We start from the raw sequence: 15418 nt of genomic DNA, 5'->3' as shown, positions 1-15418 counted from the left end.
GGGGCCCGCTCAGGCTGCGAGGTGCAGGCGCTGACCGATCGCGGCGAGAATCATCCGCTGCACCTCGGCCCAGCGGTTCAGGAGCTGGTCGTATCCGATGCGGATGACGTGGTACCCGTGGAGCTTCAGCAGGGCGTCGTGGGCGATGTCGCTTGCGCGTTGCGCTCCGACGTGATGACCTCCGTCGATCTGGATGACGAGTCGGTCGCCGAGGAGGAAGTCGACTCGATGCCCGAGTATCCACACCTGCGGTGTGATCGGGATGTCCAGCCACCGCAGTCGCGTGCGGAAGATCGTCTCGGTGCCGGCATCCGCGAACGGCCGGGCGTCGGCGAGCAGACGCCTCGCTGACGGCGGGAGCGGTGAGCGCTCCAGGATGCCGGGATCGACCACCCGCGCGCGTAGAGCCGACTCCCACGTGGCGAGGGCGCTCTCGTAGGGCTGACAGCGGGAGATGAGGACCAGCGCGTTCTCCATCGAGTCCTCGCAGGTCTCGACGTCGCGGGGAACGAGCGGAACACTCCAGTGGATCACCCCACGCATCGTCTTCACGTGGCCCGCAGTGGGCGGCGCCGCCACGTGCGGCTCGGAGGAGTCGAGGACCCACAGCCCCTTGCGCGCGGCGAGCGTCACACAGCTGAGCACCACGCCACGACGGGCTGCCGCGACGAGCAGCGGATCGGCATCCGTCATGGCCACCCAGCCGCGTCGCACCGAGACGATCTCGCCGCGCTCACGAGCGCGACGCAGGGCATACACCGCGACGCCGTCGCGGCGGAGAGTCTCGACACGCGCGACGCCGTCGCGTTTCATGAGTGCGGCGACCGGATCCATTCGTCGATCATGCCCATCTGCGGCATCCGTGCTGGCCTCGCTGGGCGCCGAACCCACGATCTGGGGACAGATGCCGGACTTCCGGCTCTGTGGAGGAAGACTGCGATTCGCACGACGGGAGGAGATCTCACGTTCGGGCTGAGGATTCTGCCGGATTCCTCAGCCCGAGCGTGAGAACTCCTCCCCAGCACGCGAGGGGTCGGCCGGGGAGGGACGCGGGGCGCGGGACGCGGGGCGCGGGGCGCGGGACGCGGGGCGCGGGACGCGGGGCGCGGGACGCGGGGCGCGGGGCGCGGGACGCGGGGCGCGGGGCGCGGGGCGCGGGGGCAAGGAGGCAGGAGCAGGGATGCTCGGCGCGGGGGCTGGATGCAAGATGCAGGCGCAGGCGCCGGGGGTACGCGAAAGGGGCGGGGATCCGAAGATCCCCGCCCCTTTCGACGGTCTGCTGAGACTTACCAGCTGGACTTGGTCACGCCGGGCAGCTCGCCACGGTGTGCCATGTCACGGAAGCGGACACGCGAGATGCCGAACTTCGTGAGGACACCGCGGGGGCGGCCGTCGATGACGTCGCGCGAACGCACGCGAGCCGGCGACGCGTTGCGCGGCAGCTTCTGCAGGCCGACGCGTGCGGCCTCGCGGGCCTCGTCGGTGGCGTTCGGGTCGACCAGGGTCTTCTTCAGCTCTGCGCGACGCTCTGCGTAACGCTCGACGATGACCTTGCGCTGCTCGTTGCGAGCGATCTTGCTCTTCTTAGCCATTGATCAACGCTCCTCTCGGAATTCGACGTGCTGACGGATGACCGGGTCGTACTTCTTGAGCACGAGGCGGTCGGGGGTGTTGCGGCGGTTCTTCTTGGTGACATAGGTGTAACCCGTGCCAGCGGTCGAACGCAGCTTGATGATCGGACGGACGTCCTGAGCCTTCTTGGCCATTAGAGCTTCACACCCTTCGCCTGGAGGTCCTTGACCACGTTCTCGATGCCGCGGACGTCGATCACCTTGATGCCCTTGGCGGACACGTTGAGCGTGATCTTACGACCGAGCGACGGAACGAAATAGGTCTTCTTCTGCACGTTCGGGTCGAAGCGGCGCTTCGTCCGGCGGTGCGAGTGCGAGACGTTGTGACCGAAGCCGGGAACAGCTCCAGTCACCTGGCACACTGCTGCCATGATGTGACTCCTTCTATACCGTGAGACCGGACGGCCTCACCCAAGATCCCTTGTCTGCGCGCAACCCTCCACCCGCCGATTCCTCGGCCGCAGAAGGGGGAAGCACACGAACTGCGCACAGGAGTGTGCGCAGACAAGGAGACAGTTTAGCACGCCCCACGCCCCACGCCCCACGCCCCACGCCCCACGCCCCACGCCCCACGCCCCACGCCCCACGCCCCACGCCCCACGCCCCACGCCCCACGCTCCACGCGAGAGGCCAGCAACTGCCGGATGCCGATGGCTCGACCCCGCACTCTGCGACCCCTCACGCGGGAGGCACGCGAGAGTTCACGCGACGGACACGCGAGAGGCCCGCCCGCGAGCGGGCGGGCCTCAGGACAGTGCTACTCCGTGACGGGGATCGACGCCGCCTTCAGGGCGTCGATGGTCTTCTCCTGCCCCTTCTTCAGCGCATCGCCCAGCGTGCCGTCACCGGACACGGCGGCCTTGAACCCGTCGGAGACGTCGGCGTAGGTCTGCGTCATGGTCGGGCCCCACGCGAAGTCGGGCGAGACCTGCACGGCGGCATCCGCGAAGACGTCGTAGATCTTCTGACCGCCGTAGAAGTCCACGCCGTCGGCGTACACGGGCAGCTTCAGGCCCGCCGTGGTGGCGGGATACAGGTTGGCCGCCTCTGCGAGCGCGGTGATCGCCTCGTCCGAGGTGTTCAGCCACAGTGCGAACTTCGTCGCCTCGTAGAGGTGGTCGCTGCCCTTGAGGACGGCGGTGGACGATCCGCCCCAGTTGCCGGCGGCGCTGTCGCCGGCCTTCCACTGCGGGAGCGGGGCGACGGCCCAGTCGCCCGCGGTGTCGGGGGCTCCGCTGGAGATGGAGTTGGCGCCCCACACGGCGGAGTTCCACGTCCACACCTGACCCGAGTTGTACGCGTTGTTCCACTCGTCGGTCCAGGCCGGAACGGTGGCGACCAGGTCGTCGTCGATCATGCCCTGCCAGAAGTCGGCGACCGTGGTGGTGGCGTCATCGGTCAGCGTGACGTCCCAGCCCGCGTCGTCGCTCGAGAACCACTGGGCGCCCGCCTGCCAGGCGAAGCCCGCGAACTGGTTGATGTCGGACTGCGAGAAGTTGGTGATGTACCCGCCCAGCGCGCGGATCTTCTCGGCGGCGGTGCGGTACTCGTCCCAGGTGGTCGGGATCGCGATGCCGTTCTGCTCGAACAGGTCGGCGCGGTAGAACAGCGCCATAGGTCCGGTGTCCTGCGGCACGCCGTAGATGCCGTCGGTGCCGAGCGTCACCTGTCCCCACGCCCAGTCGACGAAGTCGCCCTCCGCCGCCACGACGTCCTTGCACGCGCTGAGGTCCTCGACGCCGTCCTGCACCAGGAAGTTCGGCAGGGCGTCGTACTCGATCTGGCCGAGGTCTGGTGCGTCTCCCGCCTTGATCTGGTTGAAGAAGTTCTGGTACGTGCCGCCGTTGCCGTTGGGGCCGGTCTGCACCTTCACCTGAATGTCAGGGTTCTCCTTGTTCCAGATGGCGACGACGTCTTCCATCCCGGGGACCCAGGTCGTGAACTCCAGGGTCACGTCTCCGCCTGCGGGCGTGCACGACGCGGCGCCGTCGCCGCTCGAGGTTCCGTCTCCGCCGCCTGCGGAGCAGCCGGTGAGCGCGAACGCCGCGATCGTGACGACGGCGGCCGCCTTCTTCTTCGAATGCTGCATTTCTTGTCCTTTCGTGAATGCGAGGGTGGTGGTGCGATGCCGGGCGGCGGGTCCGCCCGGCATCCTGCTCACTTGAGCGCGCCGGCCCCGAGGCCGTTGCGCCAGAAGCGCTGGAGCAGGAGGAATGCGACGATGAGCGGGATGACCGAGAGCAGCGCTCCGACGAGCACGAGGCTGCGCAGCTCGGGGATCTGGCTCAGCTGGGTGTTCCAGTTGTAGAGGCCGTAGGTGACGGGGAAGAGCTCTTCACTGCGCAGCATGATCATCGGCAGGAAGAAGTTGTTCCAGATGCCGACGAACTGGAACAGGAACATCGTCACCAGCGCGGGGGTCATCAGGCGGATGCTGACGGTGAAGAACGTGCGGATCTCGCCCGCGCCGTCCAGCCGGCTGGCCTCGAGCAGCTCGTCCGGCACCGACTGCGCCGCGAAGATCCTGGCGAGGTACACCCCGAACGGGCTCACGATCGAGGGCAGGAAGACCGCCCAGAACGTGTTCGTCAGCTGCACCTGGCTGAACAGCAGGAACAGCGGCAGCGCGAGCGCGGTGGCGGGCACGAGCACTCCGCCGAGCACGATGTTGAACAGCGTGTCACGGCCGAGGAACCGGTACTTGGCGAGCGCGTACCCCGCCATGGCGGCGAGCAGCGTCGCGATGGCGCCACCCAGAGCCGCGTACAGGATCGAGTTCCACAGCCACCTCAGGTAGATGCCGTCGTTGTACGCGAACACGGCCCCGATGTTGTCGAACAGCCGGAAGTCCGCGAACCACAGCGGCGCCGTGGTGAGGATGTCGCCGGTGTCCTTGCTCGACGCGACCAGCAGCCACCACAGCGGCATCAGGAAGTAGAGCGTGAAGACGACCATGATCAGCATGGCCCCGGCGCGCGAGATCCCCGACTCCCTGATCGGCGACTTCCCGGATGAGGCCTTCACTCCGCCCGGAGCGACGATCGATGCGGTGCTCATGCGTTGTCCTCCTTGCGCTGCATGTACTTCATGAACCCGAAGGAGAGCACGAAGGTCGTCACCGCGAGCACGACCGAGAAGGCCGCGGCGAGGTTGGTGTTCGGGATGGATGCCGTGGCGTACACGGTCATGTTCGGGGTGAACGTGCTGGTCACCGCCGAGCTGAACGAGCGGAACACCTGGGGCTCGGCGAGCAGCTGCAGCGTGCCGATGATCGAGAAGATCGCGGTCATCACGATCGCCGGCCGCACGAGCGGGATCTTGATCGACCAGGCGACGCGCCACTGGCCGGCGCCGTCGAGCCTGGCCGCTTCGTACAGCTCCTGCGGGATCGCGAGCAGCGCCGAGTAGATGATCAGCATGTTGTAGCCGACGAACACCCAGGTGACGATGTTGGCGATCGACCACAGCACGAGGTCGGCGCCGAGGAAGTCGATGTTCTTCGTCAGTGCCGTGAAGGGCGAGAGGTTCGGTGAGAACAGCGACCCCCACACGATCGCGGCGATCACGCCGGGGACCGCGTACGGCACGAAGAAGGCGAGGCGGAAGAACCGCCGCCCCTTGACCAGCGGGGAGTCGAGCAGGAGCGCGAAGAGCAGCGCCAGGCCCAGCATGACCGGCACCTGCACGACGCCGAACATCAGCATGCGCCCCATGGACGCCCAGAACGCCTCATCCTGGAAGACCAGCGCGTACTGGGCGAGACCGCCGAACACCTGCTCGGCCTTGCCGAAGGTGCCGTCGCGCTTCACGACCAGCAGCGACTGCCAGAACGCGTACACGATCGGCACGATGTAGAACAGCGTGAACAGGATGCCGAAGGGCACCAGCAGCATCGCGATCGCGCGCTTGTGCGGTATCCGGCGTCGGCGCATCTGCGCGCCGACCGGTGACGCGAGCGTCGTCGTCATGCGTCCTCCTTGATGATGCGGACCGCCCCGGCGGGGACGGTTCCGGTGGTGGGAGCGCCGGTGACGAGGTCGCGGCCGGTGGCCGTGATCTCGATGTCGCTGACGCCGTGGTTGATGATGAACAGGTAGCTGCCGGACTCCCCCGCGCGGCGGACGATCTCGACGTCGCGGCCGGCTCCAGGCTGCGGCGCGACGTCGGCCGATGTCGCGATGTCGGCGATCAGTCGTCGATAGTCGTCGCGGCTCGGCTGGCTCGCGAGGTACCACGCCTCACCGCCGCCGTGCCGACGGCGCGTGATCGCGGGACCGCCGGCAGCCGGACCGTCGACGTAGGACGCGACGATCTCGGCATCCGTCGTCGTGAGGCGCTCGCTCCACGTCGATGCCGTCGTGCCGTCGCTGAGGGCGACGATCTGTCCGGGGAGCAGCGGCGCGAACTCCTCGGAGCGGATGCCGAGGAGGTCGCGGAAGGCCCCGGGGTAACCGCCCGTGCGCACCCTGTCCTCCTCATCGACGATGCCGCTGAAGAACGTGATCACGGCCGTGGCGCCGTTCTCGACGGCGCGGGCGATGGCCGCGGCATCCGCATCGCTGATCAGGTGCAGCGCCGGGACGACGAGGAGGCGGTAGCGGTCGAGAGCGCCGCCGGGGCGCACGACGTCTGCGGTGATCCCCGCATCGGCCAGCGCGGCGTGCGCGGCGTGCACCTGCTGCAGATACTCGAGCCCCTCGCTGGGGCGCCCCTCGCCCTCCGCCGCCCACCAGCTCTCCCAGGAGAACAGCAGGGCGGCGTCAGCGACGACCTCGGTGCCGGCGAGTTCCCCGAGCCGGTCGAGGATGCCGCCGAGCTCGACGGACTCCCGCCACTGCGCGGAGTCTTCACCCGCGTGCGGGAGGAGCGCCGAGTGGTACTTCTCGGCGCCCTGCGTCGACGCCCGCCACTGGAAGAAGCAGATGCCGTCGGCTCCTCGGGCGATGTGGGCGACGACGTTGCGTCGCAGCTCTCCCGGGGCCTTCGCGAGGTTGTAGGGCTGCCAGTTCACGGCGCCGGTCGAGGTCTCCATGAGGAGCCAGGGCGCACCGCCCGCGAGTCCGCGTGTGAGATCGGCGGCGAAGGAGAGCTCGCCGCGGGCGTCGTCGAGACGACGGTCGAGGTAGTGGTCGTTGGCGATCAGGTCCATGTCGGACGCCCACGTCCAGTAGTCGAGGTTGCGGATGTGGGCGGTGACCATGAAGTTCGTCGTGACCGGCCGGTCGCTCCGCGCACGCAGGATCTCGGCTTCGGCGCGGTAGAGCGCGAGCTGCTCGTCGGAGCTGAACCGCTGGAAGTCGAGGACCTGGCCGGGGTTGCGCAGCGACAGCGCCTGTGCGGGAGGCCGCACCTCGTCGAAGGCGCCGTAGCGCTGGCTCCAGAACGTCGTGCCCCATGCCCGGTTGAGCGCGTCGATGTCGGCGTAGCGTGCACGGAGCCACCCGCGGAACGCCTCGGCGCTGGCATCGCAGTAGCAGAGGGCGTTGTGGCATCCGAGCTCGTTCGAGACGTGCCAGAGCGCGACGGCGGGGTGATCTCCGTAGCGATCCGCGACGCGGGTCACGAGTTCGGCGGCGTACGCGCGGAACACCGGGGAGCTGGGGCAGTACGCCTGACGTCCGCCGGGGTGGAAGACGGTGCCGTCCTCGCCGACCGGCAGGATCTCGGGATGCCGGGCGGTGAGCCAGGGTGCCGGGGATGCCGTGCCGGTGCCGAGGTTGATGCGGATGCCGCCCTCGTGCAGGAGTCCGATGATCTCATCGAGCGCGGCGAAGTCCCACACCCCCTTCGCGGGGTTGATCGACGACCAGCCGAAGATGTTGATCGCGACGAGGCCGATCCCCGCCTCCTGCATCAGACGCACGTCCTCGGGCCACACGCTGCGGTCCCACTGCTCCGGGTTGTAGTCGCACCCGAAGACGAGTCCGCGCCCCTCGGTGAGCGAGGAGATGCGGGTGGACACGGCGGCGGCCATTCGGTGACGCTCCTTTGCGAGAGATGTGTGCACGTGCACAGATTCAACCGACGAGAAAGAGGATCAGATTTCTGTGAACGTGCACACATAGTCGCAGGTGTCGGCGGATCACGTCAAGTCCTGATCGATAGGCTGTGCACATGACCTCGTCCGGACGCCGTCGCAGCACCGTGCACGACGTGGCGCGCGTCGCCGGCGTCTCGCGCGGAACGGTCAGTCGCGTGCTCAACGGCGGCTACGTGTCCGACGCCGCGCGCAGCGCCATCGAAGACGCGATCAGCGAGGTCGGGTACGTGCCGAACACCGCCGCGCGCAACCTCGTGCGGCAGCGCACGCAGGCCGTCGCGTTCATCGTGCACGAGCCCCACGCGCTCTTCCTCGAGGACCCGAACATCGGGGCGATCATGCTCGGGGCGAACGAGACGCTCTCCGAGGCCGACTACCAGATGGTGTGCCTCGTGGTCGACTCCGTGCGCGACACCGAACGCGTCGCGCGCTACCTCAACGGCGGCTTCGTCGACGGCGCCGTCATCGTCTCGGCGCGCACGCAGGACCCGATCACGAAGGCCGTGATGCGCCTCGATCTGCCCGTGGCCTACGTCGGCCATCCGCCCGACGTCGACGCCGCCTGGGTCGGCATCGACAACCGCGGAGCCGCACGCACGATCACCTCCCGGCTCGTGGCGACCGGCAGGAAGCGCGTCGGCATGATCGCCGCCGCTCTCGACAGGGACTCGGGCACCGACCGCCTCGCCGGCTTCACCGATGCGCTCGGCGACGCCTTCGACCAGAACCTCGTCGAAGAGGTGCCGCTGTACTCCTACGCCGACGGGGCATCCGCCATGACGCGCCTGCTCGAGCGCGCTCCCGACGTCGACGGGGTGTTCGCGGCCTCAGACGCGGTGGCCGCCGGCGCCATGTGGGCCCTCCGCGAAGCGGGGCGACGCGTGCCGGAGGACGTCGGGGTCGTCGGCTTCGACAACAGCACGTGGGCGACCCGCACGACGCCGCCGCTGTCGACGGTGGACCAGCCGGCCGAGGGGCTGGGGGCGGCAGCCGCGGCATCCGTCCTCTCCCAGCTGGGAGACGATCAGCGTCCGCGGGAGGGCATCCTGCTCGACGCGCCCGTGGTCTGGCGCACCTCCGCCTGAGCGTCCCTCGCGCCTCTCCCCCACCGGAACGCCGAGACCGTCGGGTCGCCGGCGATCCAGAACCGCCAGGGGAAGGCATCCGTTCCCGCCGCTCCGGCGACGCCGACCCGCGGCCCCGACGCGACGTCGGCCACCGGCGTCTCTGCAAACCACAGCTGCGCCCTCGCCCCGTGCCATCCATCGCCGGAGACCGCATCGATGCCGTCGTGCAGCGGATGCCGCAGACCCGACGCCTGCCCGAACCGCCCAGGCCCCTTCGCCAGATCCCGCAGTGCGAGCGGCGTCAGCGGAAGGTTCGCACCGCGACGGAGGGCCGCGGCATCCGCGCCTCCCGTGACCTCGCCGGCGCGCAGCAGGATCCCGCCCGCCTGCCCCTCCGGCCCTGCGACCACGTTCACGCAGGAGTGGATGCCGTGGCTCAGGTACACGTACAGATGACCCGGCTCTCCCCACATCGTCGCGTTGCGGGCTGTGCGGCCCATGCGGGCGTGCGAGCCGGGGTCGGGGATCTCGCCCGTGCCGTGCCCGTGGTACGCCTCGACCTCGGTGAGACGCAGGCGCACCTCCTCCTCGCCGACGACCGTGCGCAGCTCGGCGCCGAGCAGACGCGGGGCGACCTCGAGCGGCAGACCGCTCAGATCGTCCCGGGTCGCGCGGCGCATCAGTAGTGCGGGGCGGTCGCGCACCACGAGGCGTCGAAGCCGGTCAGAGCGACCAGCTCCTTGCCCGTGCGGAGGTCGAACAGGTGCGTCTGGACCGTCTGCGGAAGCGGCAGCAGCATCTGATCGTAGGGGGTGTCCGCGAGGTTCGGGGCGATCGCGACGGCGGCGTACTGGCCGCTCGGCGAGGCGCACGCCTGCAGGATCGAATCGCTCGGCCCGACCTCGGCGATCTTCACGGCCTTGCCGTCGTCGCCGACCCTGACGATCGCCTGCCCGTTCGGCATCCCCGTCTCGTCGAGGGATGCCACGTGGCGCAGCGTGCCGCCGGGGAACGGCGTGATCGTGCTCGCCGTGCCGTAGTCGGGGTCGGATGCCGCGAGCGGCTGCTCCGTTCCGTCGGCGAGATTCAGATCCACGACCGAGCCGTCGAGGCGCTCGATGACGGCCGTGTACGTGCCCCGGGAGACGCCCTGGATGTCGGTCGCGAGACCCAGGGACTGCACCCCCGAATCCGCGGAGTGGTCGATGAGCGAGAGCGCACCGTCGAAGTCGATGAACAGCATCGCGGCGGAGTCGGGCACGAACTGCCAGACGAGGATGTTCGCCTCCTTGTCGCCGACCTTGACGATCGTCGGATCCCCGCCGGAGAGGGGCTGCGTGACCAGGACGCTCGCGCGCCCCTCGGTGTCGCTGAGCTCCTGGTCGGAATAGGTGTAGCCGACGAGCCCGCCGCGGTCGGACACCTGGATGGAGCCGATGTACCCGACGCCGGGGAGCTTCAGCTCGCGCTTGTTCGAGCCGTCGCGGTTCATCACGTACAGCTTCGAGACCTCGTCCTCCTCGACGGAGACGACGAGGAGGTTCGAGGTGGCGCGGAAGTCGTTGATCTTGTCGTCAGAGAACACCGGAACGGCCTTCTCCCCGGTGAGATCCGTGCGGAAGATCGTGTCTTTCTTCTTCGCGTCGCGCTTGAGCAGGAAGATCGAGGATGACGGCGTCGTGAAGCTCTTCGTGAGCGTGGTCGTCGGCCCGCCGCCGGCGCCGGTGACCCCGGCGACCGTGATCGTGTACTTCGTGGAGTCGTCGAGCGGAACCGTGAAGCGGACGCCGATGCCGCGGCCGGAGGCATCGACCGTGAACGGCACGGCCGGCTTCACGGTGACCTGAGAGTCGTCGATCGGAGCGAGGGACTGGTTCGCCGTGAGGATCACGCGGCTGCCGCTCGACTCGATCGCGTGCATCGGGTCGACCTGCGTCGCGGTGATGCGCGGCCCCTGCGTCAGGCTCACGGCGCCGAGCCCGGCTCCGACCAGCACGAGGATGCCGAGCACGGATGCCAGTGCCAGGGCGAAGCGCCGCGAGGCACCGGACTTCTCGGACGTCGGGGCGGACTCTCCGGTCGTTGTGCGAGCGGAGGCGCCGGTCGCTGACGAGGACTCCTCGGTCGTCGAGCGAGCGGAGCGAGACGAAACGCCCGCACTCGTGCGCGCGGCCTCGGCCGGGGCGTCATCCGACGTCGATGCCGGAGACGGGCGTGTCGTCTCGTCGCTGCGCTCCTCGCTCAACGACCGGGTGGCGGAGTCGGTGTCGGTCGACCGGGTGGCAGAGTCGGTCGCCGACCGTGAGGCGAACTCGGTCGAGGACCGGGCGAACGGGTCGATCGCGGAAGAACCGGTCGTCGAGCGAGCGGAGCGAGACGACACGTCTGCAGGTCGATTCGCGGCCTCGGTCGCTGCGGCCGCTGCGGCGGCTGCCTCGACCATCGCCGCCCGCATCGCCGCCTCGCGCTCGTCTGCCGGCTCGAAGCGCGAGCGGGATGCCGGAGCATCCGGGGTGGACTCACGGGTCGACGCAGCGGGGGCGGGCTTCTCGGAGGCGGGCTCATCGGCATCCGCAGCACCGCCTGCGAGGGCACTGGGCTCCGAGGGAGCCGCTGCAGACGCGCGCGCGGTCGGCGCCTCACCGGCACCACGGGCCTCCGCCTCAGCGGACGGCACCGCGGAAGGCGCGACCGACGGCGCATCAACGGATGACGAGCCTGCGGTGGGGTTCGGGTCGACGGCATCCGCGCCCGACGCATCAGCGGCAGCGGCAGCGGCCGCCTCCGCCTCTCGCGCCGCACGCATCTCGGCGCGCGTGCGCGGCACCGCAGGGGTGTCCGGCCGCTCGTCGTCAGTACTCATACGGATCCCCCGGCTCGTCGATCGCCTCGACCGAGGTGGGCTCGACGTGCAGTGCGCCGTCGGCATCCGCCTTGACGGCTCCGGTGACCTTGACCCACTGACCGGTCTTGAACTCGCCGGCGGTGATCGTGACCGGGACGTTCGCGGGCTGCGCGTCGATCACGCAGTGCGTGATCACGAGCCGGGTGAGGTTCACGCCCTTGCTGCCCTGCGGGGTGATGAAGCCGGTGAGGGTCACGGTCGTGCCGTCGAAGGCGGAGGTGTTGGTGGAGGTCGCGAAGACGCTGGCCCAGTCGCCGACCCCGAACTTCGTGGTGTCGGCGACGCCGAGCGTGACGTCGTCGGCCCCGGCGAACAGCGCGGAGGACTCGCCCGCGCGCGACATGGCGAGCTCGACCGAGAGCGAGGCGGGGGGCAGCACGAGCGCCGCGACGACGACGCCGGAGGCGATCACGCCTCCCGTCACCGTGGCTGTGGCCGCCAGAGCGCCGGGGCTCGCATGCTCGTGGCCGTGATCGTGCCCCTCCTCCTCACCGAGCGGCAGGGTGCACGACCAGATCGCGCCGATCAGGGTCACGACGGCGGCGGCACATGCGAACCACACCGACTCCGGGCTGATGTAGAGCGTGAGTCGACCGGTGACGCCGAGCCCGAGGGTCACGACGGCGAGCACGGTCGCGAGGCCGATGCCCAGCCACCGGGAACCCAGCGAACGGGCCCGGGACGGTGCGTGAGTGTGCGCGGACTCAGACAAAGACGTTCACCCCGATCCCGATCGCGAAGGCGGCGAGCACCACGACGCCGACGATGCCGGCCAGGGTGCGGGTGGTGAACGTGGTGCGCATGAGCGCGAGCATCTTCACGTCGACCAGAGGACCGACCAGCAGGAACGCCACGAGGGCGCCGGCCGAGAACGTCGAGGCGAACGACAGCGCGAAGAAGGCGTCGACGTTGGAGCAGATCGCGACCGTCATGGCCAGGGCCATCATCGCCACGATCGACAGCACCGGATTCGCGCCGATCGCGAGCAGCACGTCGCGCGGCACCAGCACCTGCACGGCCCCGGCGAGCGCGGATCCGATCACGAGCGCCGGCATCACGGCGCGCAGCTCGACGAGGAACTGCGTGAGACTGCGGCGCACGGGCGTGCCGGGCTCGTGCGACACCCGCTCGCACGTGTCGACGAAGCGCTGGGTGAGCAGGGCGTCGGGAGAGGGATGCCGGCTGTAGATCCAGCCGATCAGGTTCGCGATGAGGTAGCCGCCGACGAGGCGGGCGACGAGGATGCCGTCGTCGAAGCCGAAGGCCGCGTGCGTCGTGAGGATCACGATCGGGTTCACGATCGGCGCCGCGATCAGGAAGGTGAGCGCCTCGGCGGGGGCGAGACCGCGCATCATGAGACCGCGGGCGAAGGGCACGTTGCCGCACTCGCACACCGGGATCAGCATCCCCAGCAGCGACAGCACGGCCCGTCGAGCCCACGCCCTCTTCGGCAGCCAGCGGTGGATGACGTCGGCGGGCAGCCACACCTGCACGACGATCGACAGCAGCACGCCGAGCACCACGAACGGCAGCGCCTCGATGAGGACGCTCATCGCGAGGGTCAGGCCGTCCTGCGCGCGATGCGGCAGGGATGCCGTGTACAGCGTCGGCAGGAAGCGGTCGACCAGGAACAGCGCGGCGACGATCGCGGCGCCCAGGCCCACGCCGATCCACGGAGAGCGCGGCGGGCGTGCCGAGCGGTGCGCGTGCGGAGCGGGCGGCGCCGCGGTGGCGGAGCTGCTCACGCGCTCGCTTCCTCGAGGTCGGTTCGAGCCGCGGCGGCCTTCTTCGAGCACGGGGTGCAGAGTCCGAAGATGTCGACGACGTGCGCGGCATCCGTGAATCCGTGCAGGGCGGCGGTGCGATGGGCCCACTGCTCGACGTCTTTGGCCTCGATCTCCACGGTCAGACCGCAGGATCGGCAGATCAGGTGATGGTGGTGCCCCTGGGTGGTGCAGGCGCGGTACAGCGCCTCCCCTTCGGGGCTCTGCAGCGAGTCGGCGTCGCCGGATGCCGCGAGTCCGGCGAGCGCGCGGTACACCGTCGCGAGGCCGATGCCGGTGTTGTCGTCGCGGAGGCTCGCGTGCAGGCTCTGCGCGCTCACGAATCCGCGGGCGTCGGCGAGCGCTTCGCGCACGCGTTCGCGCTGCCAGGTGTTCCGCTGAGCCATAAGGAGAGTCTAATCGCCGGTGTTCTCCCCGGCCTGGGAACCGTCACCCGCCCTCCCGTCGCCCCCGTCGACTTCCCGTGAAGTCGACGAGTGCACCGGATCTTGACATCGATAGACCGTGCACTCGGCGAGAACCCGTGCACTCGACGGCAGGCGAGAGGATGCCGGGACGGTGGGGGCGAGAGACGCGGGAGCGGGGAGTGTTACGGGCGGGTTCGGCCGGGGTGCATGCGACTCGGTATCGTTGCGGCATCCGAGACGAGGGAGTCCAGATGACCGGCTGGCGACTGCGCGAGTTCCACAACGACGATCTGGGCGGCATCCTGCACCTGTGGGAGGAGCTCAAGCGCGCCGGCATCGAGCCGGTGTACGACCTCAGCGAAGTCGTCGCCTCCTGCCAGAAGGACCACGCGATCGTCGCGGTGCACGGAGACGATGTGATCGCCGCCGTCGTCGGACGCGCGGCTCACGACCAGGGCTGGGTCGTGTTCTTCGCGATCGACGAGGCCTGGCGCGACCGCGGCATCGGCTCGGCGCTCCTCGGCGCACTGGAGAAGAGCATGGCGCCGCACGGGCTGACGAAGCTCTCGGCGCTGATGCCTGAGGTCGAGACGCGACTCGCCGCCTTCGCGGCGCGGGGGTTCGAGTCGAAGCACCACCTGAAGTACTTCGAGCGGCGCATCCCGGTGCAGCGGCAGGAGCTCACCTCCCTCGCCGAGCTCGGCGGCCGCCTCATGCCGCGCGACCTGTGGGAGTCGGTGTCGGGCATGCGGCGCGAGAAGGAGATCCTGGAGCAGCGGCTCGTGCTGCCCCTCGCCGAACCCGACCTCGCGGAGAGCTTCGGCGTCGTGCCACCGCGTGCCGTGGTGCTGTTCGGCCCTCCCGGCACCGGCAAGACGACCTTCGCGAAGGCCATCGCCTCACGTCTGGAGTGGTCGTTCGTCGAGGTGTTCCCCTCGCGGCTGGCCGCCGATCCGAAGGGCCTCGCCGGCGCGCTGCGGGAGACCTTCACCAAGATCTCCGAGCTCGAGCACGCCGTGGTCTTCATCGACGAGGTCGAGGAGATCGCCGCCCAGCGGTCCGGCGAGCCGCCGTCCCCGCTGCAGGGCGTCACGAACGAGCTGCTGAAGATCATCCCGACCTTCCGAGAGCAGCCGGGCCGTCTCCTGGTGTGCGCCACGAACTTCATCCGCGCGCTTGACAGCGCGTTCCTCCGCCACGGACGCTTCGACTACGTCATCCCCATCGGCCTGCCCGACCGGGCGGCGCGGGCGGCGATCTGGCTCCGCTACATCCCCGCACAGGTGTCGGATGCCGTCGACATCGACATCCTCGTCGACCGCACGGAGGGCTTCTCCCCCGCCGACATCGAGTTCGCGGCGCGGAGCGCCTCGCAGCGCGCATTCGAGGTGGCCATCGCGTCGGGCGCCACGGCATCCGCCCCCGACGGACCGAGCACGCAGGACTACCTCGAGGCGATCGCCGGCACCCGCACCACCGTCTCCCCCGAGACCGCGGCCGAGTTCCTGGAAGACATCGAGGCGCTCGCCCGGGTGTGACTCCCTGGTCGCGGGCTGCACGGTTCACAACTCCTCAAGAAACGCG

Annotated in this window: 15 protein-coding genes; 2 read left to right on the top strand and 13 right to left on the bottom strand. The window is 69.6% G+C overall.

Annotation, left to right across the window (positions count from 1 at the left end):
* Nucleotides 1-9: 9 nt before the first annotated feature.
* From MRBLWH10_RS17800 to MRBLWH10_RS17765, 8 genes are all read right to left on the bottom strand, one after another.
* A complete protein-coding gene (locus MRBLWH10_RS17800) occupies nt 10-834 on the bottom strand; it encodes a DUF559 domain-containing protein (protein ID WP_341940949.1) in 825 nt (274 codons plus the stop codon).
* Nucleotides 835-1286: 452 nt separating this feature from the next.
* Nucleotides 1287-1592, bottom strand: coding sequence for a 30S ribosomal protein S14 (rpsN, locus tag MRBLWH10_RS17795; RefSeq protein ID WP_017829734.1), 306 nt, complete (start codon nt 1590-1592; stop codon nt 1287-1289).
* 3 nt (nt 1593-1595) lie between these two features.
* Complete coding sequence (gene rpmG, locus MRBLWH10_RS17790; RefSeq protein ID WP_017203558.1) at nt 1596-1766, bottom strand: 50S ribosomal protein L33; 171 nt, start codon at nt 1764-1766, stop codon at nt 1596-1598.
* Entirely contained in the window at nt 1766-2002 is a 237-nt protein-coding gene (rpmB, locus tag MRBLWH10_RS17785) for a 50S ribosomal protein L28 (protein WP_017203559.1), read from the bottom strand. The genes rpmG and rpmB overlap by 1 nt, the downstream gene beginning before the upstream one ends.
* Nucleotides 2003-2388: 386 nt before the next feature.
* The gene (locus tag MRBLWH10_RS17780) at nt 2389-3720 is read right to left on the bottom strand and encodes an extracellular solute-binding protein (RefSeq protein ID WP_341940948.1); all 1332 of its coding nucleotides are present in this window, start codon (nt 3718-3720) and stop codon (nt 2389-2391) included.
* Nucleotides 3721-3788: 68 nt separating this feature from the next.
* Nucleotides 3789-4688: a carbohydrate ABC transporter permease gene (locus MRBLWH10_RS17775; protein WP_341940947.1), complete on the bottom strand. Its 900-nt coding sequence runs from the start codon at nt 4686-4688 to the stop codon at nt 3789-3791.
* Nucleotides 4685-5599: a sugar ABC transporter permease gene (locus MRBLWH10_RS17770; protein WP_105677432.1), complete on the bottom strand. Its 915-nt coding sequence runs from the start codon at nt 5597-5599 to the stop codon at nt 4685-4687. The genes MRBLWH10_RS17775 and MRBLWH10_RS17770 overlap by 4 nt, the downstream gene beginning before the upstream one ends.
* The gene (locus MRBLWH10_RS17765; RefSeq protein ID WP_341940946.1) at nt 5596-7605 is read right to left on the bottom strand and encodes a beta-galactosidase; all 2010 of its coding nucleotides are present in this window, start codon (nt 7603-7605) and stop codon (nt 5596-5598) included. Before MRBLWH10_RS17765 ends, MRBLWH10_RS17770 begins: the two co-directional genes overlap by 4 nt.
* 140 nt (nt 7606-7745) lie before the next feature.
* Here MRBLWH10_RS17765 and MRBLWH10_RS17760 point away from each other — a divergent pair, with 140 nt between their 5' ends.
* Nucleotides 7746-8756, top strand: coding sequence for a LacI family DNA-binding transcriptional regulator (locus MRBLWH10_RS17760; RefSeq protein ID WP_341940945.1), 1011 nt, complete (start codon nt 7746-7748; stop codon nt 8754-8756).
* Here the strand turns inward: MRBLWH10_RS17760 and MRBLWH10_RS17755 are convergent.
* The 5 genes from MRBLWH10_RS17755 to MRBLWH10_RS17735 form a co-directional block, all read right to left on the bottom strand.
* The gene (locus MRBLWH10_RS17755) at nt 8696-9418 is read right to left on the bottom strand and encodes a DNA-3-methyladenine glycosylase (RefSeq protein WP_341940944.1); all 723 of its coding nucleotides are present in this window, start codon (nt 9416-9418) and stop codon (nt 8696-8698) included. The genes MRBLWH10_RS17760 and MRBLWH10_RS17755 overlap by 61 nt on opposite strands.
* Nucleotides 9418-11601: a hypothetical protein gene (locus tag MRBLWH10_RS17750; RefSeq protein WP_341940943.1), complete on the bottom strand. Its 2184-nt coding sequence runs from the start codon at nt 11599-11601 to the stop codon at nt 9418-9420. Before MRBLWH10_RS17750 ends, MRBLWH10_RS17755 begins: the two co-directional genes overlap by 1 nt.
* Entirely contained in the window at nt 11591-12274 is a 684-nt protein-coding gene (locus tag MRBLWH10_RS17745) for a TIGR03943 family protein (protein WP_341940942.1), read from the bottom strand. Before MRBLWH10_RS17745 ends, MRBLWH10_RS17750 begins: the two co-directional genes overlap by 11 nt.
* 73 nt (nt 12275-12347) lie before the next feature.
* The gene (locus MRBLWH10_RS17740; RefSeq protein WP_341940941.1) at nt 12348-13388 is read right to left on the bottom strand and encodes a permease; all 1041 of its coding nucleotides are present in this window, start codon (nt 13386-13388) and stop codon (nt 12348-12350) included.
* The gene (locus tag MRBLWH10_RS17735) at nt 13385-13813 is read right to left on the bottom strand and encodes a transcriptional repressor (RefSeq protein WP_105677287.1); all 429 of its coding nucleotides are present in this window, start codon (nt 13811-13813) and stop codon (nt 13385-13387) included. The genes MRBLWH10_RS17740 and MRBLWH10_RS17735 overlap by 4 nt, the downstream gene beginning before the upstream one ends.
* A gap of 272 nt (nt 13814-14085) precedes the next feature.
* Between MRBLWH10_RS17735 and MRBLWH10_RS17730 the strand changes: the two genes are divergently transcribed.
* Nucleotides 14086-15372 carry a bifunctional GNAT family N-acetyltransferase/ATP-binding protein gene (locus MRBLWH10_RS17730; protein ID WP_341940940.1) on the top strand — a complete coding sequence of 429 codons (1287 nt, stop codon included), beginning with the start codon at nt 14086-14088 and terminating at the stop codon, nt 15370-15372.
* Nucleotides 15373-15418: the final 46 nt, after the last annotated feature.

The organism is Microbacterium sp. LWH10-1.2 (assembly GCF_038397765.1).
Taxonomy (GTDB): Bacteria; Actinomycetota; Actinomycetes; order Actinomycetales; family Microbacteriaceae; genus Microbacterium; species Microbacterium natoriense.
Note: the sequence above shows the minus strand (reverse complement) of the source record. Positions and strands in the feature narration are given on the sequence as shown.

Bases quoted from the DNA above. Each gene is read 5' to 3' on its own strand.
- MRBLWH10_RS17735 (WP_105677287.1), bottom strand. From the start codon at position 13,813: ATGGCTCAGCGGAACACCTGGCAGCGCGAACGCGTGCGCGAAGCGCTC.
- MRBLWH10_RS17760 (WP_341940945.1), top strand. From the start codon at position 7,746: ATGACCTCGTCCGGACGCCGTCGCAGCACCGTGCACGACGTGGCGCGC.
- MRBLWH10_RS17800 (WP_341940949.1), bottom strand. From the start codon at position 834: ATGGATCCGGTCGCCGCACTCATGAAACGCGACGGCGTCGCGCGTGTC.
- MRBLWH10_RS17780 (WP_341940948.1), bottom strand. From the start codon at position 3,720: ATGCAGCATTCGAAGAAGAAGGCGGCCGCCGTCGTCACGATCGCGGCG.
- MRBLWH10_RS17730 (WP_341940940.1), top strand. From the start codon at position 14,086: ATGACCGGCTGGCGACTGCGCGAGTTCCACAACGACGATCTGGGCGGC.
- rpmB (WP_017203559.1), bottom strand. From the start codon at position 2,002: ATGGCAGCAGTGTGCCAGGTGACTGGAGCTGTTCCCGGCTTCGGTCAC.
- MRBLWH10_RS17755 (WP_341940944.1), bottom strand. From the start codon at position 9,418: ATGCGCCGCGCGACCCGGGACGATCTGAGCGGTCTGCCGCTCGAGGTC.
- MRBLWH10_RS17770 (WP_105677432.1), bottom strand. From the start codon at position 5,599: ATGACGACGACGCTCGCGTCACCGGTCGGCGCGCAGATGCGCCGACGC.
- MRBLWH10_RS17765 (WP_341940946.1), bottom strand. From the start codon at position 7,605: ATGGCCGCCGCCGTGTCCACCCGCATCTCCTCGCTCACCGAGGGGCGC.
- rpsN (WP_017829734.1), bottom strand. From the start codon at position 1,592: ATGGCTAAGAAGAGCAAGATCGCTCGCAACGAGCAGCGCAAGGTCATC.
- MRBLWH10_RS17750 (WP_341940943.1), bottom strand. From the start codon at position 11,601: ATGAGTACTGACGACGAGCGGCCGGACACCCCTGCGGTGCCGCGCACG.
- rpmG (WP_017203558.1), bottom strand. From the start codon at position 1,766: ATGGCCAAGAAGGCTCAGGACGTCCGTCCGATCATCAAGCTGCGTTCG.
- MRBLWH10_RS17775 (WP_341940947.1), bottom strand. From the start codon at position 4,688: ATGAGCACCGCATCGATCGTCGCTCCGGGCGGAGTGAAGGCCTCATCC.